A 21,688-nucleotide genomic window follows, 5' to 3' on the forward strand; every position below is an offset into this window, starting at 1 on the left:
TGAGAGTGACAATCGTTTTCGATGGAATTTCGAAGTCCTTCGGCGGCACGCGGGCCCTGGACGGTATCGATCTGCGCGTGGAGGCAGGAACGATTCATGCGCTCGTGGGCGAGAACGGCGCGGGAAAGTCGACCTGCCTCGGGGTCCTCGCTGGCCGGGTCACGCCCGATTCCGGCACGGTCACCGTCGCGGAACGCCCACATCCGTTCGGCAGCCCCCGTCAGGCCGCGCGGGCGGGAGTCGCCGCGATCTACCAGGAACTGTCGGTCGTTCCCACGCTGACGGCGCTGGAGAACGTGTTCCTCGGACAGGAGCGACGCCGCGCGTCAGTCTTCGAAGACCGTCGCCGCATGCGTGAGCAGTACCGTGCGCTGTGCGCACGCCTGGACGTCGCCATCGCCCCCGCGCAGCCGGTCGCCGAACTGTCCATTGGCGATCAGCAGATGATCGAGATCATGCGGGCGCTGGTCGGTACCCCGACCGCCATCCTGCTCGACGAACCGACCGCGGCGCTCGGTCCGCGGGAGCGGTCGGTCCTCTACCGGGTGGTACGGGAACTCAAGGCGGACGGCGTCACCATCATCTTCGTCAGCCACAATCTCGACGAGGTACTCGACCTCGCCGATCACGCCACGGTCTTCCGCGACGGCCGGATCAGTGAGTCGCGCCCGACCGCCGAGTGGACCAAGGCTGACCTGACCCGAGCGATGGTCGGTCACTCGCTGTCTCCGGCAATCCGTACGGAGCAGCGGAATACGCGGCCTCGGGAGCTGCTCGCCGTCGAGAACCTGACCGTCGGCAGCAAGATCCAGAACCTGTCCCTGAGCCTGGCCGAGGGCGAGGTGGTGGGTATTGCCGGCCTGGTGGGCTCCGGAAGGACGACCCTCCTCCGCGCGCTGGCTGGCGACACGCCACCCGCCAGTGGGTCGATGAGGCTCCACGGCGATCCGCGCCGATGGCCGAGATCGGTGCGCGAGGCGCGTCGGGCGGGTATCGCGCTGCTGACCGAGGACCGCAAGCGGTCCGGGTTGTTCGCCGAGGCGACGTCGTCGGACAACCTGTTGATCAGCAATCTCGGCGCGGTGTCCCGGCTCGGAGTGGTCTCCGGCAGTCGCAGCGTCGCCGCCAGCCGGTCCGCCGCCACCGCGGTGCGCCTGTCCGAGCAGCGCCTGAGCTCGCCGGTCGGCGTCCTGTCCGGTGGCAACCAGCAGAAGGTACTGCTCGCGCGGGCGGTCCACTTCCAACCGAAGGTGTTTCTCGCCGACGAACCCAACCGCGGAGTCGACGTGGGAGCCAAGGCGGAGATCGCCGCGAGCCTGCGCGGGATGGCTGCGCAAGGGTCGGCGATCCTCGTCGTGTCCTCGGAGTTCGAGGACCTGTACGAGCTGTGCGACCGGGTCCTGGTGATGTGGCGAGGCACGCTCGTCGCCGAGCTGATCGGCCCCGAAATCACCATCGACGCCATGGTTTCAAAGGTCTTCGGCCCCGGAGGTGCCGTCCGATGAAGATGAACTCCAGCGTGTCCGTCTCACCTCGTGACTCCATCGCGGTCGACGACGAGACCCCGACGCCCAGCACGAAGCGTGTCCTGAACGCGGGGTCGGTCGGTCGGGTCCTGACGAAGTACGCGCCGCTTCTGGTGCTGGCAGCACTGCTCGTCATCGGCACGATCGTCCACCCCGGGCTGTGGGCCGTCGACAACATCCGCAACATCCTCACTCAGAACGCGGCCGTCGCGCTCGTGTCCTTCGGCATGACCCTGGTCATCATCGCCGGCGTGTTCGATCTGTCGGTGGGGGCGATCTTCGCGGCCGGAGCGGTCGCGTTCGCCTCCCTGTCGAACGTGTTCGACCTGACGTCCTCGGCGCTCCTCGCGATCGGCATCGGCCTCCTCGCGGGTGCCTTCAACGGCGTCATCGTGACCAAATTCCGGGTCAACTCCTTCATCGGCACGATCGCGACCGCCGCCATCATCTCCGGTCTGGTCTACGTCGCCTGTGACTCGGCTCCGGTCCAATCGGACGCCGTCGGCTTCGACACGCTCGGACTGGGCGGCATCGCCGGCGTGCCCTGGTCCATCCTGATCATGCTGGCGGTCTTCGTGGTGCTGGCGTCGGTCCTGAACCGGACGATCCTGGGACGTTACGTCTTCGCCAGCGGCGGGAACGCCGAGGCCGCCCGGCTCACCGGTGTACCGGTGGCGGCGGTGCAGATCTTCTGCCTTGTGGTGGTGGGTGGCCTGTCGGCACTGGCCGGCGCGCTCACCGCGTCGCAACTCGGCGTCGGGCAGCCCACGCTGGGGGCGAACATCGCTCTCGATTCGTTCGCCATCGTCGTCATCGGCGGGACGTCGGTCTACGGCGGTCGGGGCGCGCTGTGGCGCACCGCCACCGGCGTGCTGATCCTCGCCGTGCTGACCAACATCTTCAACGCGATGGCGTGGGACACGACCCGCCAGTCCGTGGCCAAGGGCGCCGTACTCCTGCTCGCGGTGGCGCTCGACGCCGCCCGCAACGCCCGGCGGTAGCCGTTACCGAGGATCCGCACCACAGCAGCGAACACGAGAAGGGAATTCGGCTGATGGACACTGTGATCAAGGGTCAGGTCCGCACGCTCGCCCGACGGGGGGCGCAGCACGCCGGCGCGGTACGCGTACGGGACGGCGTCATTGTCGAAGTGGCAGACGGCGACGCGGGCGGCGGGCCGCACGAGGTGATCGACTTCGGCGACCGGACCACGATGCCGGGATTCATCGACCCGCACGCGCATCTCGAGGTGAGCGCACGCGCCCTGGGAACCATGGTGGACGTCCGGGTCCCGCACTGCGCGTCCATCGCTGACGTGCTCGATGCCCTGCGGGACGGCATCGCACAGGACAAGCATGACGGCGGCTGGCTGCGCGCGCAGGCGAACCTGTTCTTCAACCAGAAGTTGGCCGACAAACGGTATCCGACCCGGTCCGAACTCGACTCCGTCAGCAAGACCGTTCCCATCGCGGTGCACGCTGGCGGTCACACCACGCTGCTCAACACGGTGGCGATGGAGCTGGCCGATCTCGGCCGGTTCAGCGACCGGAGCAAGGGCGCGATGGGTGGGGCCGTGGTCGAGATGGGCGCCGACGGCACACCCACCGGCGTGGTCAGCGAGGTCGACAGCCTCCTTCCGATCAAGGATCCCGAATACCTCGACCTGGCCGACGTTCTCGCAGCCGGCGCCCAGCAACTCTTCACCCGGTTCGGCGTGACGGCCGTCGGTGACATCTCCGGCTCCGCCGAGGGGGTCCGGGAGCTGGTGGGCCTGGTGGCGTCGGGCCGGATCCCACAGCGTCTCGAGGTGTTCGTCTGCGCGCCCGGGACCGTCGACTTCGAAGCCGCCTTGCACCCCGAGGACCTCATCCCGGCAGACGCGCAGCGGATCTCCGCGCGCGGCATCAAGGTCTTCTCCGACGGCGGCTACTCGGCGAAGAACGCGGCGGTGCACACCGCGTACCGCCGGCCCCATGCGATACGCCCCGGCTCCAGGGGCAAGGTCAACCTCGACCGGCGACAGTTGTCGAGCATGATCCGACGCGCCGGCGCGGTCGGCCTTCAGCTGGCGGTGCACGCCAACGGTGAGCGTGCCCAGGAAGTGGTCTGCGCCGCGGCGACCGAGGCACGTCGGCTGGTACCCGATCTGCCGATCACCCGGGTGGAGCATGCCGGCAACCTGCTGACCCGGCCCGGAGCGCTGCGCTCGTGGCGCACCGCAGGCATTTTGCCGGTACCGCAGCCGGTCTTCCTCTACAACTTCGGTGACTTCTTCCCCACGTACCTCGGTCCGGTGGCGAGCCGGGGACGGTTCCCCTTCCGCTTGTTGCACGACGAGGGATTCATCGTCTCCGGAAGCTCCGATGTGTACGTGGGTGCCGAAGACCGCCAGACCAACCCGTTCTTCGGGATCTGGTGCTGCCTGCGCCGCCAGACGTTTCTCGGCGAGATCGTCGAGCCGGAGCAGGCGGTCACCCTGGAGGAGGCGCTACGGATGCACACCATCAACGCTGCCGAGGCGCTCGGACTGGCGGAGCGCTACGGCTCGGTCGAGGTGGGCAAGGCGGCCGACCTTATCGTTCTCGATCGCGACCCGACCACCTGTGGCGTGGACGAGTTGCTGGACGTGAAGGTGGACCACGTGATGGTCGACGGGCGGCTGGTCTACTCGCGGGATGGAGCGGTGCCGCCCACCCGCCGTACGGTCTCGTCGTGATCGACGGGGTGGCGCGGGAGGACTGACCGCCAGACGGGCAGCGTCTCGCCCGCGCCGATGCGGCAAGCCCCGGGCCACGACGAAGCCGACCCGCGCCGGCGGGAACCGCCCGCGGCGGCGCGGCCCGTACGCTGTCGCCTGGGTGCGCGTCGCCGTGGGCGCTCCGCCGTGTGGGGAGGTGGGCTTGCGGATCCGTACGGTCGTGGTGGTGCTGCTCGTCGTGGTCGCCGGTATCGGGATCGGCTGCTACGGCGCCTGGCACGTCCTCATGCCGGCCGCGTTGAAGCCCGCACCGCCGCAACCGGTGTGCGTGGCGCGGGCCGGCGCGCAGACGAGCCTGGAGCCCGAACAGATGGCCAACGCGGCGACGATCGCGGCGGTCGGGTTGCGCGCGGGGCTGCCGGTACGAGCCGTACACGTCGCGCTCGCGACGGCACTGCAGGAGTCGAAGCTGCGCAACCTGTCCGGTGGGGACCGCGACTCGGTGGGCCTGTTCCAGCAGCGGCCGAGCCAGGGCTGGGGCGAGCCGCAACAGCTCATGGACGCGCGCTTCGCTGCCGCCGCGTTCTACGCGGCGCTGGTGAAGGTACCCGGCTGGCAGGCGATGGACGTCGGTGCAGCGGCGCAGGCGGTACAGCGCAGCGCCTACCCGGACGCGTACGCCCAGTGGGTCGACCGGGCGGACACGCTGGCCCGCGCGCTGTCCGGCGAGGCCGCTGCCGCCGTCGCCTGCACGCTCCCGGCCGACACGAGCGCGGTCGACGTGGCGCCCCGCGGCGCATCCGCGATCGACGCGCTCACCGAGGGCTTGCGTGCTGACTGGGGGAGCGGGGCCCAGGTCGTGGCGGGGCCCGGCGCGAGCGAGGTCAGCGTACGCGCGGCGGACGCGGTGACGGGGCGGCGGTACGCGTACTGGCTGGTCGCGCACGCGCAAGCGGGCGGCGTCGAAGAGGTACGGGCGGGGATGTCGCGGTGGACGGCCACGGACGGCCGGTGGACCAGCACGTCCGGTGCGGTCTCCGGGGCTGCCGGTTCCGTGGTCGCGCGGGTACGCCGCGGCCAGTGACCACGCCCGGGATGTCGGCCTCAATCCGCCGGCCGGCATCCACCGCCCGCCACGTACGCCTCGAGGTTGGCCAACGCCGTCGCCCACGCGCCGTCCGGGTCTGCTTCGTCGCGGGTGTCGGGCTCGTCGATCGTGACGCTCACCCGGCAGACGGCGATGCCGACCTGCTGTAGCTCCCAGGTGACCCAGCTTGTCGGGTCGCCCGCGCACGTGCCGCAGTCGGTGAAGCTGTGGACGAGCAGCCGGCCGGGTTCGATGTGAACGATCTGCCCGCCGACCACCCGACCGCAGGGGCTGCGGTACCTGATCGCGCTTCCGGTCGACCATTCGGACTCGACGGCCAGGCCGAAGAGGAACTCCGGCGTCTGTCCCGGATCGGTCAGCGCAATCCACACGTCTTCAGGGACTGCGGGGAGATAGGCGGTAGCCGTCCGGGTGTTCATCTGTCCTCCGGTATCGCCCTGTTTCGCCGAGTGCGGTGCTGGGGGAGGGGGAGAGGGAGTGTTGATCGCGGACGTGCGCGTCAGTGCTCAGCATCACCGCACCTGGACCCCGCGTCCATCGGCCGATGTGGCGGACGATTGACGTTTCGGTCCGCTGCTGATCGGGCGGGTGGTGGATCCGCTGCCGGCTGGCGCGGCACAGACGGCAACATTCACGGCGAAAGAGACGAGGCTCCGGGGGCGCCGGAGCCTCGGTGCGCTTTTTCGTTCGAGATGTGCCCCCGGTGGGATTCGAACCCACACTGTCGGAGGTTTGAGCTCCGTTCCTCTGCCGGTTGGGATACGGGGACCAGCACGCGGTCATAGGGTACCGACTACTCTGATCGGGGCGGTAATCGCCGTCGGAGTTTCGAGGTCGATCGGAGTGTCGCGGGTGACTGAGGTGCCGAGCCGTCGGGTGCTCATCGCGGAGGACGAGGCGCTGATCCGGCTGGACCTGCGGGAGATGCTGATCGAGGAGGGCTACGACGTCGTCGGCGAGGCGGCCGACGGCGAGACCGCCGTGCGGCTCGCGGAGGACCTCCGCCCGGACCTCGTCATTCTCGACATCAAGATGCCGATCATGGACGGTTTGGCCGCCGCTGAGAAGATCGCGGGAGCCAAGATTGCGCCGGTCGTCATTCTGACCGCCTTCAGCCAGCGGGAGCTGGTGGAGCGGGCGCGGGCGGCCGGGGCCATGGCCTACCTGGTCAAGCCCTTCCAGAAGAGCGACCTCGTGCCGGCGATCGAAATCGCCCTGTCACGATTCGCCGAGGTGGCCGCGCTCGAGGCCGAGGTCGCTTCGCTGCAGGACCGGCTGGAGACGCGCAAGGCGATCGAGCGGGCGAAGGGCATGCTCATGGCGGCGTACGACATGAGCGAGCCGGAAGCCTTCAAATGGATCCAGCGCACGGCCATGGACCACCGGATGTCGATGCGCGAGGTAGCCGATCGGATTCTCGCAGAATCCCCGTCAAATCCCTCCGCGAAGCCGGCATAGAAACCTGTTTGTTACACCGATCAAGCATCGGCTGCGGTCGCACGTAACGGTTCAGACAACCCGTCACTCAGACACTTACGGCGCGCTAGTTCCGTGCAATAGAGTCCCCGCCCAGACCGGACCACGGTTTTGGGATCTCTGTCACATCCCAGCAGATCAACGTGGGGTTGGTGGAGATCCTCCGAATGGAGGAGGGTTCGAAGCGTTGAGGCAACGATTCGTGCGCGTGGCGGGCGGCGCCGCCCTCGCCGCGGCAATGGTCGCCAGTGCCGCCGCGTGCGCCAGCTCGAACGGTGGGGAAACGGCGGCGGCCAACAAGTGTGGCTACAAAATCGCCTTTTTCGGCGCGCTCACCGGGGGCAACGCCATCCTGGGTATCAATATTCGTGACGGCGCGAAGCTGGCTCTGAAGCAGTACAACGACAAGCACAAGGACTGCACGGTCGACCTGGTGGAGAAGGACTCCGAGGGATCGGCCGAGAAGGCGCCGCCGCTGGCGACCGCCGTCGCCGGCGATTCGAAGATCCTCGGCGTGGTCGGACCCGCGTTCTCCGGCGAGTCCAAGGTCGCCAACCCGATCCTCAGCTCCGCAGGGGTGGTGATCCTCACCGCGTCGGCCACGAACCCGGCGCTGGCCACCTCGGGTTGGAAGACCTTCCACCGCGGCCTCGGTAACGACGCCTCGCAGGGGCCGGCGGCGGCCCGGTACATCAAGAACACGCTGAAGGCGCAGAAGGTGTTCGTCATCGACGACGCCTCCGAGTACGGCAAGGGCCTCGCCGACCAGGTCAAGCAGACCCTGGGCACCGCCGTCATCGGCAGCGACGTCATCCAGGAGAAGCAGACCGACTTCTCGGCGCTGGTCGCCAAGATCCAGGCCGCCAACCCCGACGCGATCTTCCACGGCGGGTACGTGCGTGAGGGTGCGCCGTTCCTCAAGCAGCTGCGCGGCGCGGGTGTGAAGGCCACGTACGTGGCGGGCGATGGCGCCAAGACCGACGACCTCATCAGTGGCGCCGGCAAGGATTCGGCCGAGGGCTCCATCCTCACCTGCCCGTGTGTGCCGGGTGACAAGGTGGAGGGTTCGTTCCCGGCCGACTACAAAGCCCTGAGCGGGCGGGACCCCGGCACCTACAGCGCTGAGGCCTACGACGCGGCCAACATCCTGTTGAAGGGCATCGAGGCTGGCAACACCACCCGGGCCAAGCTCAACGACTTCGTCAGCAAATACGAGGGCCAGGGCATCACCACGAAGTTCAAGTTCCAGGACAACGGTGAGCTGGACCCGAACTCCGTCGCGGTGTGGGCGTACATCGTCAAAAACGGCCAGATCGTGCCCGACAAGGAGATTCCGAAGGCGTAACCGGGCCCGTCCGAGGCTCGTACGACACCGATCAGGGTGCGGCCGGAGCGTGCTCCGGCCGCACCGGCCTTCCCCATATCTCCGTGGAGCGCCCACCCGTGAACATCGACTTCGTCGTCAACAACGTTTGGGAACTGATCGTCACCGGCCTGACACAGGGTTCGATCTACGCCCTGGTGGCGCTCGGCTACACGCTGGTGTACGGCGTCCTCAAGCTGATCAATTTCGCGCATTCGGAAGTCTTCATGGTGGGGACGTTCGCGAGCTGGCTCACCTGGAACTGGCTCGGGCTCGGCGTCGACACCAAGGTCCCGCCGATGGTCCAGGTGCTCGGGTACGTCGTCATCGCCATGGCGGTGGCGGCCGTCGCCGCCGGCGCCACGGCGCTGGTGATCGAGCGGGTGGCCTACCGGCCGCTACGAAAACGCAACGCCCCGAGCCTGATCTTCCTGATCACCGCGATCGGCGCGTCGCTGGTGCTGATGGAGGCGGTCGGCATCATCGTCGATCGGCAACCGCGCGGAATGCCGCGGCTGGTCCAGCCGGCGGCGCAGTTCGACTTCTTCGACGCCACCGTATACAACGTGCAGATCGTGATCGTCGTGAGCGCGCTGGCCATGATGGCCGCGCTGGACTTCTTCATCAAACGGACCAAGTGGGGTCGCGGGGTCAGGGCGGTCGCGCAGAACCCGGAGACGGCGTCGCTGATGGGCGTCAACCGGGACCGGATCATCATGCTGATCTTCGCGCTGGGTGGCATCCTCGCCGGCTTCGCGGCGGTGCTCTACTGCCTGAAGGTCGGCAGCACCACCTACGACGTCGGGTTCAACCTCGGTATCGCCGCCTTCGCCGCCGCCGTTCTCGGTGGCATCGGCAATCTGCGCGGCGCACTGCTGGGCGGGCTCCTGCTGGGCGTCGTCGAAAATTTCGGCGCGGGTCTGTTCGGCAACCCGTGGCGTCAGGTCGTCAGCTTCCTGGTGCTGGTGCTAGTGCTGCTCTTCCGGCCGAACGGCATCCTCGGTGAGTCACTCGGGAGGGCGCGGGTATGACCCAGACCAACGACAAGCCCCGCGCCGGCGTGACCGATAGGCTGCGGCGTTTCGACGACCGGCGGGTCGAGGCGGTGAGCGGCCTCCGACGGCGCTGGAGCGACCTGCCACGCGGCTGGCGAGTCGGCGCGATGGCTGCGTTCCTCGTGGTGCTCTACGCGCTGCCCAACCTGCAGATCCCCTTCATCCGCACCACCGAGACGGACTTCACCGGGATCTTGTTCCTGGTGGCGGTGTACGTCCTGATCGCTGTCGGTCTCAACGTCGTCGTCGGCCTGGCCGGTCTGCTTGACCTGGGCTACATCGGCTTCTTCGCGGTAGGGGCCTATACCGTCGCGATCTTCGGATCGCCGCAATCCCCGGTGGTCATCAAGTACCCCTGGATCGTCTGCATCCCGCTCGCGATCGCCCTGACCATGATCTCGGGTGTCCTGCTCGGCTGGCCGACACTGCGGCTGCGGGGCGACTATCTGGCGATCGTTACGCTCGGTTTCGGTGAGATCATCCGCCTCTTCGCGGTCAATTCGTCGATCACCGCCGGCAACCGTGGCATCACTGGCGTGCCGGTCCCGCCGGGCAACTGGCCGTCCTTCGTCCAGACCCTCGGCGTCGACGGCGAGCCGCTCGGCGGTCGGTCGCTGTTCAGCATCAACGACACCCGCCCGTTCTACTGGCTGGCCCTCACCGCGGTGCTGATCTGCATGTATGCGGTGCGGCGGCTGGAGAACAGCCGGGTCGGCCGGTCCTGGCTGGCGATCCGTGAGGACGAGGACGCGGCCGAGATCATGGGCGTTCCGTCGTTTCGGTTCAAGCTGTGGGCCTTCGCGATCGGGGCGGCACTCGGCGGCCTGTCCGGGGCGCTGTTCGCCACCAAGCAGACCTTCTTCAACGCCGAGACCGTTCTGCTGCAGACGTCGATCCTGTACGTCGCCGCGGTCGTCGTCGGGGGCGCGGGCAACCTCCTGGGGGTGACCATCGGCGCCGTCATCATCGCGTACCTACCCGAACGGTTCCGCGAGTTCGCGGACTACCGATACCTGATCTTCGGCCTCGCGCTGATCGCGGTGATGATCTTCCGCCCGCAGGGCATCCTGCCCAGTCGCCGCCGTGCGGTCGAACTGGCTGACCGGGCCAAGGAGGCGCCTGTCAATGGCTGAGCTGAACACGACGACGCGGGCGACCGGGGAACCGCTTCTGGAGGTCGACAACGTCACGCTGCGCTTCGGCGGCGTGGTGGCGCTCGACTCGGTCAACTTCACGCTGTACCGCGGGGAGATCCTCGGTCTGATCGGGCCCAACGGCGCCGGCAAGACGACCTGCTTCAACGCCATGACCGGGGTCTTCCGTCCGACCAGCGGTGAGATCCGGTTCGACGGCGAGCGGGTGTCGGGTCGCAAGCGCTACGAGATCACTCGGATGGGCATCGCTCGCACCTTCCAGAACATCCGGCTCTTTCCCGAGATGACCGCTCTGGAGAACGTCCTCGTCGGTGCCGACGCCCGGCACCGGACCAGTGTGGTGGGCGCCCTGTTCCGCCTGTACCGGGTCGCCGCCAAGCCGCACGAGCTGACCGAGGTCACCGCGGGCGGTCTCCCCGGTATGGTGCAGCGCCTGCGCCGCGCCGGCCAGCGGATCTTCGGCCTGTCCCGGCACGTGCTCGAGGAGCGGGCGGCCCGCGAGAAGGCCGAGGGGCTGCTCCGGTTCGTCGGGGTCGAGAGGCGCCGCAATGAGCTCGCGCGCAACCTCTCCTATGGCGAGCAGCGCCGGTTGGAGATCGCGCGAGCGCTCGCGACCGAGCCGAAACTGCTGTGCCTGGATGAGCCGGCGGCCGGGTTCAACCCGGCCGAGAAGGGGCAGTTGCTCCAGCTCATCCGACAGATCCGGGACACCGGGGTGACCGTGCTGCTCATCGAGCACGACATGCGGTTGGTCATGGGCGTCACCGACCGCATCGTGGTGCTGGAGTTCGGCAAGAAGATCGCGGAAGGCTCGCCGGCAGAGGTCCGGGACGACCCCAAGGTGATCGCCGCTTACCTGGGGGTGCCGGCAGATGCTGCTTGAGCTTGAGAACATCACGCTGCTGTACGGGCGGATCCAGGCCCTGCACGGCATCAGCCTGACCGTCGACGAGGGCGAGATCGTGGCGCTCATCGGGGCCAACGGCGCGGGAAAGTCCACCACCATGCGGGCCATCTCCGGTCTTCGTCCGGTCGCCTCGGGTTCGATCCGCTTCGACGGTGAGGACATCACCCGGCTGCGCGCCGACCTGAGAGTGGTGCGGGGGCTGTGCCAGGCACCCGAGGGCCGGGGGATCTTCCCCGGCATGACCGTGCTGGAAAACCTCGACATGGGCGCCTACACCCGTAAGGACCGCGCCGGGATCGCGGCCGACCTCGAACGGGTGCTGGCCCTCTTCCCGCGCCTGGCGGAGCGGGCGAAACAGCCGGGCGGCACGCTGTCCGGCGGGGAGCAGCAGATGCTCGCGGTGGGGCGCGCCCTGATGAGCCGGCCCAGGTTGCTGCTCCTCGACGAGCCGTCGATGGGCTTGGCGCCGATGCTCATCCAGCAGATCTTCGACATCATCACCGAGATCAACCAGCAGGGCACGACGATCCTCCTGGTGGAGCAGAACGCCCAGCAGGCGCTGTCCCGTGCGCACCGGGGGTACGTGTTGGAGACCGGAAACATCGTGCGCTCCGGCACCGGCGCGGAGCTGCTGCATGACCCAGCCGTCAAGGAGGCGTACCTGGGCGTGGCGTAGGGTGTCCGGCAATCCGGCGCGCTACCCACGCGAGTCACATCAGTACAGAAGGGTTTCGCACACGATGTTTCTCCCCACTCGCGGCAAGGGTGCCGCTCTGGCGCTGACGGCCGTGGCCGTCACGCTGTCCATGGCGGCGTGCGGCGGTACCAACAGCGACGGTGGCACCAGCGGCAACAACGGCGCGTCGGACACGACCGTGGACAAGGCGCTCGCCGACAAGGTGCCCGCCGCGATCAAGGCCGACGGCAAGATCCTGGTCGGCAGCGACACCACGTACGCGCCGAGCGAGTTCCTGGACACCGACGGCAAGACCGCGATCGGGTTCGACGTCGACCTGTTCAAGGCCGTCGCGGCCAAGCTCGGCCTCAAGGCGGAGTTCCAGACGGCGACGTTCGGCGACATCATTCCCGGCGTCACCACCTCCGGGAAGTACGAGATCGGGGTGTCATCCTTCACCGTGAACCCCGAGCGGCTCGCCCAGGCCAACATGGTGACCTACTACTCGGCCGGTACCCACTGGCTGACCAAGAAGGGCAACCCAGCGGGGATCAAGCCGGACGAGGCGTGCGGCAAGAAGATCGCCGTCCAGAAGGACACCGTGCAGGTCGACGACATCACCGCGCGCTCCAAGAAGTGCACCGACGCGGGCAAGGCGGCGATCACGATCGACCCGTACCCGGCCCAGAGCGACGCGACCAACGCCGTGGTCAGCGGCAAGGACGACGCCATGCTGGCGGACTCGCCGGTCATCGCGTACGCGGTGAAGCAGACCAACGGCCAGCTCGAGACGCTGGGACAGATCTACGACTCGGCACCGTACGGGTACGCCATCTCCAAGGACCAGACGGCCTTCGCCGAGGCGGTCCGGGACGCGGTCAAGGCGCTCATCGCCGACGGCACCTACCAGAAGATCCTGGAGAAGTGGAACGTCCAGGCCGGTGCCATCGCCAACCCCGAGCTGAACCCCAAGCTTGACGGCGCCGCCACCCCGAGTGCCAGCCCCAGCTCCTGATCATGGCTACAGACGTCACCGACGTGCGGGCACGGCCTGAACCGATCAAGGCCGTGCCCGTGCGGCACCCCGGACGCTGGGCCGCGGTCGCCGTCCTCGCGGTGCTGACCGCGATGTTCGTGCACGTGATCGTGACGAACAAGGCGTTCAAATGGGGCTTCATCTTCGAGAACCTGTTCAACCAACCGGTCGTCGACGGCCTGCTGCGCGGCACGCTGCTGATGACCATCTGCGCCATGGCGGTCGGCATCGCCCTCGGCGTGATCATCGCGGTGATGCGGTTGTCCGACAATCCGATCCTGCGGTCGGTCGCCTGGGTCTACACCTGGTTCTTCCGGGCGGTTCCCCGACTGGTGCTCCTGGCCGTCTTCGGCAACCTCGGCATCCTGTGGAGTCGGGTCGAGTTCGGCGTGCCGTTCGACACCCAGTTGGGCGCCCTGTTCGGGATCCCGGACCTGCACCTGCGCGTCGGCGGCTTCACCTCCCGGGACGTGTTCGCCGGTTTCTTCGCCGGCCTGCTCGGCCTGGCGCTGTCCGAGGCGGCGTACATGGCCGAGATCGTGCGCGCGGGCATCCAGTCGGTGGACCCCGGGCAGGCCGAGGCGGCCGAGGCGCTCGGCCTCAGCCGGGGGCAGGCGCTGCGGCGGATCATCCTCCCGCAGGCGATGCGGGTGATCGTGCCGCCGACCGGGAACGAGACGATCGCGATGCTCAAGGACACCTCATTGCTGATCATGGTGCCCGTCACCTACGAGCTGTTCTTCCAGCTCGACGCGATCGGCAAGCGCACCTTCGATCCGTTCCCGATGTACACGGCCGCCTGTCTGTGGTACCTCGCTCTGACCAGCCTCTTGCTGGTCGGCCAGTACTTCATCGAGCGGCACTTCTCCCGGGGCTACGGCAAGCAGGACCGGGCGAAGCTGAAACTGCGAGGGCTCGCCGCCGAGCAGGGTGGCGGCGGAGGCGGGGTGGCGGCATGACCGACCAGCCGATGGTGCGGGCCGAGAACGTCCACAAGTCGTTCGGCCGGCTCGAGGTTCTCAAAGGCATCGACCTGGAGGTGCGCCAGGGCGAGGTGTGCTGCGTGATCGGGCCGTCCGGGTCCGGCAAGTCGACCTTCCTGCGCTGCATCAACCACCTGGAGAAGATCAACGCCGGCCGCATCTGGGTGGACGGCGACCTGATCGGTTACCGGGAGCGCGGCGGCAAACTGCACGAGATGCGGGAGAAGGAGGTCGCCGAGCAGCGTCGCGCCATCGGCATGGTGTTCCAGCGGTTCAACCTGTTCCCGCACCTGACCGTGCTGGAGAACGTGATGGAGGCGCCGCTGCGGGTCCGTCGGGAGCCGAAGGCCCAGGTCCGGGAGCGCGCGGTCGAACTGCTCAGCCGGGTCGGGCTCGCCGACAAGGTCGACGCGTACCCGGGACAGTGCTCCGGCGGTCAGCAGCAGCGGGTCGCGATCGCGCGGGCGCTGGCGATGCGACCCAAACTGATGCTGTTCGACGAGCCGACGAGCGCGCTCGACCCGGAACTGGTCGGCGAGGTGCTCGACGTGATGAAGAGCCTGGCCAGCGAGGGCATGACGATGATCGTCGTGACGCATGAGATCGGGTTCGCCCGGGAGGTCGGCGACTCTCTGGTGTTCATGGATGGCGGCGTGGTCGTCGAGGCGGGTGCGCCCCGGGAAGTCATCGCGAACCCGCAGCATGAACGTACCCGGGCGTTTCTGGCAAAGGTGCTCTGAACGACCCGGTCGTACCCACTCCTGATATCACCGCCTGAGGGGGTCGCCGGCGCCGACGGTCGTGCCGGCGGTCCGCTTGGCCGGTCAGGGCGGTACCCACGGGGGTATCGCTGCCCCCGGGGCACCGCCGTACCCTCGACCCCGGGCGACAGCGTTCGCCGGTTGTCACCGCGATAGTGGTGGTGGCGACCATCGAAGCCGCCGTCGGCGGGACCGAGGTAGGGGAGGTCCCGCCGACGGTGCGACATTTCCCGTTACCAGCCGTTCACCTTGTCGTTTACCGGGGTTTTGATCCAATCCTGCCTGGGCACTTAATGACGACCAGCGTTATGGGCATCGACGGGGAGGTCGCGGCCGTGATCCAGGATCGGGTGGGCGGGGACGCGGCGGTCGACGGTCGTCGGGAGACGCGTGCCGAGCGCGCCGACCGCAACTTCAACGAACTGCTCCAGGAGCTACGGGTCGCCCAGACCGGCGTACAGATCCTGTTCGCGTTCCTGCTCACGCTCCCGTTCACCGATGGCTTCGGGAAGATCAACTCGGAGCAGCGGGTGGTGTACCTGGTCACCCTGATCGCCACCGCGCTTGCCACCTCGTGCCTCATCGCTCCGGTCAGCCAGCACCGCATCCTGTTCCGGCGCCGGCAGAAGCCGGAGATCGTCAATCGAGCGGGTCGGCTGGCCCTCGCCGGCCTGGCGTTTCTGCTCGTTGCGGTGATCGGTTCGGTATATCTGATCTTCGACGTGGTCGTAGGCGTACGTGCGGCCGGCGTGGTCGCGGGCATGATCGCAGCCTGGTTCGTCCTCATCTGGTACGTGCAGCCGCTCCTGCAACGGCGGGCGCTGCCGCGGACGGGCGTCCCGCGGGTCTCCGGCGGATCGGATCGGTGATGTCCTTAACGCCGTGCCGATCTCATACCTTGTCGGAGGTGCGGACTAGAGTCGCAGGGCGTGACACCTTCGTCGGCTGACGCCACTCCGCGACTGCTCCTTCTGGACGGCCACTCGTTGGCATACCGGGCGTTCTACGCATTGCCGGCGGAGAACTTCGCGACCAAGACCGGTCAGACGACCAACGCGGTCTTCGGCTTCACCTCCATGCTCATCAACATGCTCCGCGACGAGAAGCCGACCCACATCGGGGTCGCCTTCGACGTCTCGCGGCAGTCGTTCCGCACCGAGCAGTACGCGGAGTACAAGGCTGGCCGGGCCAAGACGCCGGACGAATTCGCCGGCCAGGTGAGCCTGATCCGCGAGGTCCTCGACGCGCTGGGCATCACCTATGTCGAGAAGCCCGGGTACGAGGCCGACGACGTGATCGCGACGCTCGCCCGTCGCGGCCGGGACGCCGGCATGCGGGTCGGGGTGGTCACCGGTGACCGCGACGCGTTCCAACTCGTCGATGACGACATCACCGTGCTCTACCTCAAGCGGGGCGTCTCCGAGATGGACCGGATGACCGACGAGAAGGTCACCGAGAAGTACGGTGTGGGCGCCGGGTGCTACCGCGACCTCGCCGCCCTCGTCGGGGAGGCCAGCGACAACCTGATCGGCGTACCGGGCGTCGGCCCGAAGACCGCCGCGAAGTGGATCGGGCAGTACGGCGGGCTCGAGGGCCTGATCGCCAACATCGACCAGATCAAGGGCAAGGCGGGCGAGAACGTGCGCGCCCACCTGGCCGACGTCATGCGCAACTACGAGCTCAACCGGCTGGTCGACGATCTGGAACTGCCGGTCGCGCCGGGCGACCTGGAGTGGCAGGGCTGGGATCGGGAGGCTGTGCACCAGCTGTTCGACACGCTGGAGTTCCGGATCCTGCGCGACCGGCTCTACCAGTACCTGGAGGCGGTCGAGCCGGAGGCGGAGGCGGGCTTCGACCTGACCTGCACCATGCTCGAGCCCGGCACGGTGCAGGCGTGGCTGGACGAGCACGCCCCCGTCGGCGCGCGCATCGGCGCCGCCTTCACCGGCACGTTCGGCCGCGGCACGGGTGACCTCACCGGCGTCGCCCTCGCGACAGCCGAGGGGCCGGCCGCCTGGTTCGACCCGACCCGCCTCGACGACGCCGACGAGGCGGCCGTGGCGCTGTGGCTCGCCGACCCGCAGCGGCCGAAGGTGGTGCACGAGGTCAAGCCCGCGCTGCTGGCGTGCGCGGCCCGGGGCTGGCAGCTGAGCGGCGTCGCCACCGACACCGCCCTCGCGGCCTACCTCGCCATGCCCGACCAGCGCTCGTACGACCTGACCGACCTGGCCCTGCGCTACCTGCAGCGCGAACTGCGCGTCGAGGAGCCCGACGACGGCCAGCTCACCCTCGACGGCCTCGGCAACGACGGCGAGGTCGAGCGCAACCTGATGCTGCGGGCGCGCGCCACGCTCGACCTGGCCGACGCGATCGCCGCCGACCCGATCCGGGGCGGTGAGCACAACCAGCGGCTGCTCGCCGAGGTTGAGCTGCCGCTGTCGGAGGTCCTGGCCCGGATGGAGCAGGCCGGCATCGCGGCCGACACCGAGTACCTGTCGGAGCTGGAGGCCCAGTTCGCCGCCGGGGTCAAGGAGGCGGCGCACGCCGCCTACGAGGTGGTCGGCCGGGAGTTCAATCTCGGCTCACCCAAGCAGTTGCAGGAGATCCTCTTCAACGAGCTCGGGCTACCCAAGACCAAGAAGATCAAGACCGGCTACACGACGGACGCCGACGCCCTGCAGTGGCTGTACGCGCAGACCCAGCACCCGCTGCTGGAGCACCTGCTGCGGCATCGGGACGTGGCGCGGTTGAAGTCCACCGTCGACGGCCTGCTCAAGTCCGTCAGCACCGACGGGCGTATCCACACCACGTTCAACCAGACGGTCGCGGCGACCGGCCGGCTGTCGAGCACCGACCCCAACCTCCAGAACATCCCGATCCGTACGCAGGAGGGGCGGCGCATCCGGCGCGCCTTCGTCGTCGGTCCTGGCTTCGAGTCCCTGCTGTCGGCCGACTACAGCCAGATCGAGATGCGCATCATGGCGCACCTGTCCAAGGACGAGGCGCTCATCGACGCCTTCAACTCCGGGTTCGACTTCCACGCCGCCACCGCGTCGTCGGTCTTCTCGGTCCCCGTGGACGAGGTGACCCCCGACCAGCGGCGCAAGATCAAGGCGATGAACTACGGCCTGGCGTACGGGCTGTCGCCGTACGGCCTGTCCCAGCAGCTCGGCATCAGCCCGGCCGAGGCGAGCGTGCTGATGGAGGAGTACTTCGAGCGTTTCGGCGGGGTGCGCGACTACCTGCACGCCGTCGTCGACCAGGCCCGCCGCGAGGGGTACACCGAGACGGTGCTCGGGCGGCGGCGCTACCTGCCCGACCTCAACAGCGACAACCGGCAGCGGCGCGAGATGGCCGAGCGGATGGCGCTCAACGCTCCGATCCAGGGCTCGGCAGCCGACATCATCAAGGTGGCGATGCTGCGCGTCGACGCCGCTCTTCGCGAGTCCGGGCTGCGGTCGCGGATGCTGCTGCAGGTGCACGACGAGCTGGTTTTCGAGGTGGCCCCGGGGGAGCGCGAGGCGCTCGAGGACCTCGTACGCACCCAGATGGGCGCGGCCTACCCGCTGGACGTGCCGCTGGAGGTCTCGGTCGGCGTGGGTCGCGACTGGGACGACGCCGAGCACTGAGGCCGGCTGCCTACGGGGTGATCTCCCGGATCGGCAGCCGGATGGGGAACGGCTCGTCGACGACGAGCTCGTCCGCGCTGTTCGCCAGTTCCACGTAGGCACCGTCCTTGAGCGTGTAGGCGTAGACGTGGACCGGGTCCTGCTCGATCCGCCAGAAGTTCGGGATGCCAGCCTCGGCGTAGACGGCCGGCTTCTCGAGCCGGTCGCGACGTCTGGTGCCCGGCGAGACGACTTCGACGACCAGCAGGACTTCGTGCGGCATGAGGAAGTGGCGGGTCCGCTTGATCTCAGCCCAGTGCAGCAGGACGTCGGGCTCGCAGGTGTTGTTCAGTGACACGGCGACGCCGACTGCTGTTGCGGCGTCGAGAGGATGCGGGCGGTGCTTCCGCAGCCATGCCCATAGCAGGTTGCTGATGGCCTGATGGTCGAGCGAAGGGGAGGGGACCACGGCCATCACTCCATCGACGAGTTCGACGCGGGGGGCGTCGTCCGGGATGGCGAGCACGTCTTCGATGGTGAAATCGGCCATTCGCTGCCGAACCGGGTCTGGAGACCATGGTCGGGCGCCGCGGTCGATCGGCTCTGCGCTCATGCCGGTCACGCTACTCGGAAACCGACGCCGGGGGAGGGGCCAGAACCGACGGCTTCTCGGCGACGAAGATCGCCGTACCGGGGAAGATCCGGCCGCGCAGTGGGCTCCACTGGCCCCAGATCTGCTCGTGCCCCTCAGGCCACTCCGGCTCGATCAGGTCGGCCAGGACGAAGCCGGCCGCGACCAGTTCCCGGATCCGGTCGCCCAGGGTGCGGTGGTGCTCGACGTACGTCGCCGCGCCGGTTTCGTCGTACTCCACGTAGGGGGTGCGTTCGAAGTAGGAGTGGGCCGCGACCAGGCCGCGTTCGGTCGGGTCGTCGAGGAAGACCCAGCGCATGGGGTGGGTCACCGAGAAGACCCATCGCCCGCCGGGGCGCAGCACCCGGAACACCTCGCGCATCAGCCGGGCCGAGTCGTCCACGAACGGAACCGCGCCGAAAGCAGTGCATACCGTGTCAAAAGCCTCGGCGGCGAACGGGATGGCGAGGGCGTCGCACTGCACCAGCGGTACCCGTACGCCTGATCTCTCAGCGGCCTCGCGCGCGTGCCGCAGCATCCCGCCGGACAGGTCCGCGGCCACGACCCGCGCTCCCTGGGTGGCCAGCCACCGTGCGGAGGCCGCCGCGCCGCACCCGATCTCCAGCACCCGCTGGCCGGCGACGTCGCCCAGCAGGCGCGCGTCGGCCTCGCGTAGCCCCTCCGGGCACCAGACGAAGTCGACGTCACCCAGGAAGTCGCCGTGCTCGGCCTGGTACGCGTCCGCATCAGCGTCCCACCAGCCACGACTGGCCCGACGGTTCTCGCCGGAGGTCACCCACCGACGTGTCACACCCGCGTCACTCACGGCCATAACGGTACGGGTAGTCACCCTGAGCAAAAAGATCAGGAAGATAATGGCGACGGTTGCCGGGGATGGTTGGACCGTGTGGTATTGCGCACGGTAGGCTGTTCGATGCACTCGTGGGCCGCGTGTCTCGGCAGGGAGCAGGCCCGCTGGTCGTCAACACAACCCCATCACCGTCTGGGTGGCGGGTCGTGCTTGGCGCCGGGTCCTCGAGGGCACCACAGGTCACCGCCTGACACCCATCCGACCGGAGCAACAACCCACATGACGAGCAGCATCGAGGCCACCTCGAGCGCACCCGCCGCGATCACCACCACCAGCGGCAGCAAGGTCACCGTCGACGACCTCGGCAGCGAGGAAGCGTTCCTCGCCGCGATTGACGAGACCATCAAGTACTTCAATGACGGCGACATTGTCGAGGGCACCGTCGTCAAGGTCGATCGGGACGAGGTCCTGCTCGACATCGGCTACAAGACCGAGGGTGTCATCCCCTCGCGCGAGTTGTCGATCAAGCACGACGTCGACCCCGCTGAAGTTGTGACGGTGGGTGACCAGATCGAGGCTCTGGTTCTCCAGAAGGAGGACAAGGAGGGCCGCCTGATCCTCTCGAAGAAGCGTGCGCAGTACGAGCGCGCGTGGGGCACGATCGAGAAGATCAAGGAAGAGGACGGCGTCGTCCGCGGCTCGGTCATCGAGGTGGTCAAGGGCGGCCTCATTCTCGACATCGGGCTGCGCGGCTTCCTGCCCGCGTCGCTGGTCGAGATGCGGCGCGTCCGCGACCTTCAGCCGTACGTGGGTCGTGAGCTCGAGGCCAAGATCATCGAGCTGGACAAGAACCGCAACAACGTGGTGCTGTCCCGCCGCGCCTACCTTGAGCAGACTCAGTCCGAGGTGCGCACGGAGTTCCTGCACAAGCTGCAGAAGGGCCAGGTCCGCAAGGGCGTCGTCTCCTCGATCGTCAACTTCGGCGCGTTCGTGGACCTCGGCGGCGTCGACGGTCTGGTGCACGTCTCCGAGCTGTCCTGGAAGCACATCGACCACCCGTCCGAGGTTGTCGAGGTCGGCCAGGAGGTTGAGGTCGAGGTGCTCGACGTCGACCTCGACCGCGAGCGGGTCTCGCTGTCGCTGAAGGCGACGCAGGAGGACCCGTGGCGGCAGTTCGCCCGGACCCACGCGATCCAGCAGATCGTCCCGGGTAAGGTCACCAAGCTGGTGCCGTTCGGTGCGTTCGTGCGCGTCGACGACGGTATCGAGGGCCTGGTGCACATCTCCGAGCTGGCCGAGCGCCACGTGGAGATCCCGGAGCAGGTCGTGCAGGTCGGCTCCGAGGTCATGGTCAAGGTCATCGACATCGACCTGGAGCGCCGGCGGATCTCGCTGTCGCTCAAGCAGGCTAACGAGGGCTTCGTCGAGGGCGAGGAGCACTTCGACCCCACCCTCTACGGCATGGCCGCGACCTACGACCAGCAGGGCAACTACATTTACCCCGAGGGCTTCGACCCGGAGACGGGCGAGTGGCTCGAGGGCTTCGACAAGCAGCGCGAGGAGTGGGAGCGGCAGTACGCCGAGGCCCGCCAGCGCTGGGAGGCGCACACCAAGCAGGTGCAGACGGCCCGCGCGGCCGAGGCGACCGCCGAGGCGGCTCCCGCTGGCCCGACGTCCTCGACGACCCCGGCGCCCGCCCGGGCCACCGAGGAGCCCAGCGGCACCCTGGCCACCGACGAGGCGCTCGCGGCTCTGCGCGAGAAGCTCGCTGGCGGCAAGAGCTGACCTCCGTCAGCAACTAGGTACATCTGCGGCCCCGCACCGGTTCTGCCGGTGCGGGGCCGCGGCACGTTCATCGGTAGAACGCACCTGCGGTAGAACGGAGCCCGGTTGAT

19 protein-coding genes and 1 tRNA gene are annotated in these 21,688 nt (G+C 68.3%); 16 read left to right on the forward strand and 4 right to left on the reverse strand.

Annotation, left to right across the window (positions count from 1 at the left end; translation table 11 throughout):
- The first annotated feature begins 5 nt into the window (after positions 1–5).
- From HC028_RS12275 to HC028_RS12290, 4 genes are all read left to right on the forward strand, one after another.
- On the forward strand, positions 6–1,505 hold the full coding sequence (locus tag HC028_RS12275; RefSeq protein WP_168076632.1) for a sugar ABC transporter ATP-binding protein: 1,500 nt from the start codon (positions 6–8) through the stop codon (positions 1,503–1,505).
- A complete protein-coding gene (locus tag HC028_RS12280; RefSeq protein ID WP_168076634.1) occupies positions 1,502–2,527 on the forward strand; it encodes an ABC transporter permease in 1,026 nt (341 codons plus the stop codon). The genes HC028_RS12275 and HC028_RS12280 overlap by 4 nt, the downstream gene beginning before the upstream one ends.
- Positions 2,528–2,580: 53 nt before the next feature.
- On the forward strand, positions 2,581–4,242 hold the full coding sequence (locus HC028_RS12285) for an amidohydrolase (RefSeq protein WP_168076636.1): 1,662 nt from the start codon (positions 2,581–2,583) through the stop codon (positions 4,240–4,242).
- 178 nt (positions 4,243–4,420) lie between these two features.
- The gene (locus tag HC028_RS12290; protein ID WP_168076956.1) at positions 4,421–5,308 is read left to right on the forward strand and encodes a hypothetical protein; all 888 of its coding nucleotides are present in this window, start codon (positions 4,421–4,423) and stop codon (positions 5,306–5,308) included.
- Positions 5,309–5,328: 20 nt separating this feature from the next.
- Here HC028_RS12290 and HC028_RS12295 read toward each other — a convergent pair whose 3' ends face one another.
- Positions 5,329–5,751, reverse strand: coding sequence for an SRPBCC domain-containing protein (locus HC028_RS12295; RefSeq protein ID WP_168076638.1), 423 nt, complete (start codon positions 5,749–5,751; stop codon positions 5,329–5,331).
- 276 nt (positions 5,752–6,027) lie between these two features.
- Positions 6,028–6,101, reverse strand: a tRNA-Leu gene (locus HC028_RS12300).
- A gap of 83 nt (positions 6,102–6,184) precedes the next feature.
- Between HC028_RS12300 and HC028_RS12305 the strand changes: the two genes are divergently transcribed.
- From HC028_RS12305 to polA, 11 genes are all read left to right on the forward strand, one after another.
- Positions 6,185–6,790, forward strand: a complete 606-nt coding sequence (locus HC028_RS12305) for an ANTAR domain-containing response regulator (RefSeq protein ID WP_275408235.1) — start codon at positions 6,185–6,187, stop codon at positions 6,788–6,790.
- A 205-nt stretch (positions 6,791–6,995) separates the two neighbouring features.
- Positions 6,996–8,153 (forward strand): branched-chain amino acid ABC transporter substrate-binding protein, encoded by a 1,158-nt coding sequence (locus HC028_RS12310; protein WP_168076642.1) that lies wholly within the window; start codon positions 6,996–6,998, stop codon positions 8,151–8,153.
- Between the two features lie 98 nt (positions 8,154–8,251).
- Positions 8,252–9,202: a branched-chain amino acid ABC transporter permease gene (locus HC028_RS12315; RefSeq protein WP_168076957.1), complete on the forward strand. Its 951-nt coding sequence runs from the start codon at positions 8,252–8,254 to the stop codon at positions 9,200–9,202.
- A gap of 29 nt (positions 9,203–9,231) precedes the next feature.
- Positions 9,232–10,359: a branched-chain amino acid ABC transporter permease gene (locus HC028_RS12320; protein ID WP_168076959.1), complete on the forward strand. Its 1,128-nt coding sequence runs from the start codon at positions 9,232–9,234 to the stop codon at positions 10,357–10,359.
- Positions 10,352–11,263, forward strand: coding sequence for an ABC transporter ATP-binding protein (locus tag HC028_RS12325; protein ID WP_168076644.1), 912 nt, complete (start codon positions 10,352–10,354; stop codon positions 11,261–11,263). The genes HC028_RS12320 and HC028_RS12325 overlap by 8 nt, the downstream gene beginning before the upstream one ends.
- Entirely contained in the window at positions 11,253–11,963 is a 711-nt protein-coding gene (locus HC028_RS12330) for an ABC transporter ATP-binding protein (RefSeq protein ID WP_168076646.1), read from the forward strand. Before HC028_RS12325 ends, HC028_RS12330 begins: the two co-directional genes overlap by 11 nt.
- A 64-nt stretch (positions 11,964–12,027) precedes the next feature.
- A complete protein-coding gene (locus HC028_RS12335; RefSeq protein ID WP_168076648.1) occupies positions 12,028–12,978 on the forward strand; it encodes an ABC transporter substrate-binding protein in 951 nt (316 codons plus the stop codon).
- A gap of 2 nt (positions 12,979–12,980) precedes the next feature.
- The gene (locus HC028_RS12340; protein WP_168076653.1) at positions 12,981–13,958 is read left to right on the forward strand and encodes an amino acid ABC transporter permease; all 978 of its coding nucleotides are present in this window, start codon (positions 12,981–12,983) and stop codon (positions 13,956–13,958) included.
- Positions 13,955–14,722 (forward strand): amino acid ABC transporter ATP-binding protein, encoded by a 768-nt coding sequence (locus HC028_RS12345; protein ID WP_275408234.1) that lies wholly within the window; start codon positions 13,955–13,957, stop codon positions 14,720–14,722. Before HC028_RS12340 ends, HC028_RS12345 begins: the two co-directional genes overlap by 4 nt.
- A 314-nt stretch (positions 14,723–15,036) precedes the next feature.
- Complete coding sequence (locus HC028_RS12350) at positions 15,037–15,612, forward strand: DUF6328 family protein (RefSeq protein WP_239075399.1); 576 nt, start codon at positions 15,037–15,039, stop codon at positions 15,610–15,612.
- Positions 15,613–15,672: 60 nt separating this feature from the next.
- Positions 15,673–18,372, forward strand: a complete 2,700-nt coding sequence (gene polA / locus HC028_RS12355; protein WP_168076654.1) for a DNA polymerase I — start codon at positions 15,673–15,675, stop codon at positions 18,370–18,372.
- A 10-nt stretch (positions 18,373–18,382) separates the two neighbouring features.
- Here the strand turns inward: polA and HC028_RS12360 are convergent, their stop codons facing one another.
- Both HC028_RS12360 and HC028_RS12365 read right to left on the reverse strand, forming a co-directional pair.
- Complete coding sequence (locus HC028_RS12360) at positions 18,383–18,964, reverse strand: Uma2 family endonuclease (RefSeq protein WP_168076657.1); 582 nt, start codon at positions 18,962–18,964, stop codon at positions 18,383–18,385.
- 10 nt (positions 18,965–18,974) lie between these two features.
- Positions 18,975–19,808 carry a class I SAM-dependent methyltransferase gene (locus tag HC028_RS12365; protein ID WP_239075398.1) on the reverse strand — a complete coding sequence of 278 codons (834 nt, stop codon included), beginning with the start codon at positions 19,806–19,808 and terminating at the stop codon, positions 18,975–18,977.
- Between the two features lie 264 nt (positions 19,809–20,072).
- On the opposite strand from HC028_RS12365, the gene rpsA reads away from it, so the two are divergent.
- Positions 20,073–21,578 (forward strand): 30S ribosomal protein S1, encoded by a 1,506-nt coding sequence (rpsA, locus tag HC028_RS12370; protein ID WP_168076661.1) that lies wholly within the window; start codon positions 20,073–20,075, stop codon positions 21,576–21,578.
- The last annotated feature ends 110 nt before the right edge of the window (positions 21,579–21,688 follow it).

Source organism: Planosporangium flavigriseum, assembly GCF_011947225.1.
Taxonomy (GTDB): domain Bacteria; phylum Actinomycetota; class Actinomycetes; order Mycobacteriales; family Micromonosporaceae; genus Planosporangium; species Planosporangium flavigriseum.

Excerpts from the sequence above, each read along its gene's own strand:
- HC028_RS12350 (WP_239075399.1), top strand. The coding sequence starts at position 15,037 with ATGACGACCAGCGTTATGGGCATCGACGGGGAGGTCGCGGCCGTGATC.
- HC028_RS12345 (WP_275408234.1), top strand. The coding sequence starts at position 13,955 with ATGACCGACCAGCCGATGGTGCGGGCCGAGAACGTCCACAAGTCGTTC.
- HC028_RS12335 (WP_168076648.1), top strand. The coding sequence starts at position 12,028 with ATGTTTCTCCCCACTCGCGGCAAGGGTGCCGCTCTGGCGCTGACGGCC.
- HC028_RS12325 (WP_168076644.1), top strand. The coding sequence starts at position 10,352 with ATGGCTGAGCTGAACACGACGACGCGGGCGACCGGGGAACCGCTTCTG.
- HC028_RS12295 (WP_168076638.1), bottom strand. The coding sequence starts at position 5,751 with ATGAACACCCGGACGGCTACCGCCTATCTCCCCGCAGTCCCTGAAGAC.
- HC028_RS12280 (WP_168076634.1), top strand. The coding sequence starts at position 1,502 with ATGAAGATGAACTCCAGCGTGTCCGTCTCACCTCGTGACTCCATCGCG.
- HC028_RS12285 (WP_168076636.1), top strand. The coding sequence starts at position 2,581 with ATGGACACTGTGATCAAGGGTCAGGTCCGCACGCTCGCCCGACGGGGG.
- HC028_RS12330 (WP_168076646.1), top strand. The coding sequence starts at position 11,253 with ATGCTGCTTGAGCTTGAGAACATCACGCTGCTGTACGGGCGGATCCAG.
- HC028_RS12360 (WP_168076657.1), bottom strand. The coding sequence starts at position 18,964 with ATGAGCGCAGAGCCGATCGACCGCGGCGCCCGACCATGGTCTCCAGAC.
- HC028_RS12340 (WP_168076653.1), top strand. The coding sequence starts at position 12,981 with ATGGCTACAGACGTCACCGACGTGCGGGCACGGCCTGAACCGATCAAG.
- rpsA (WP_168076661.1), top strand. The coding sequence starts at position 20,073 with ATGACGAGCAGCATCGAGGCCACCTCGAGCGCACCCGCCGCGATCACC.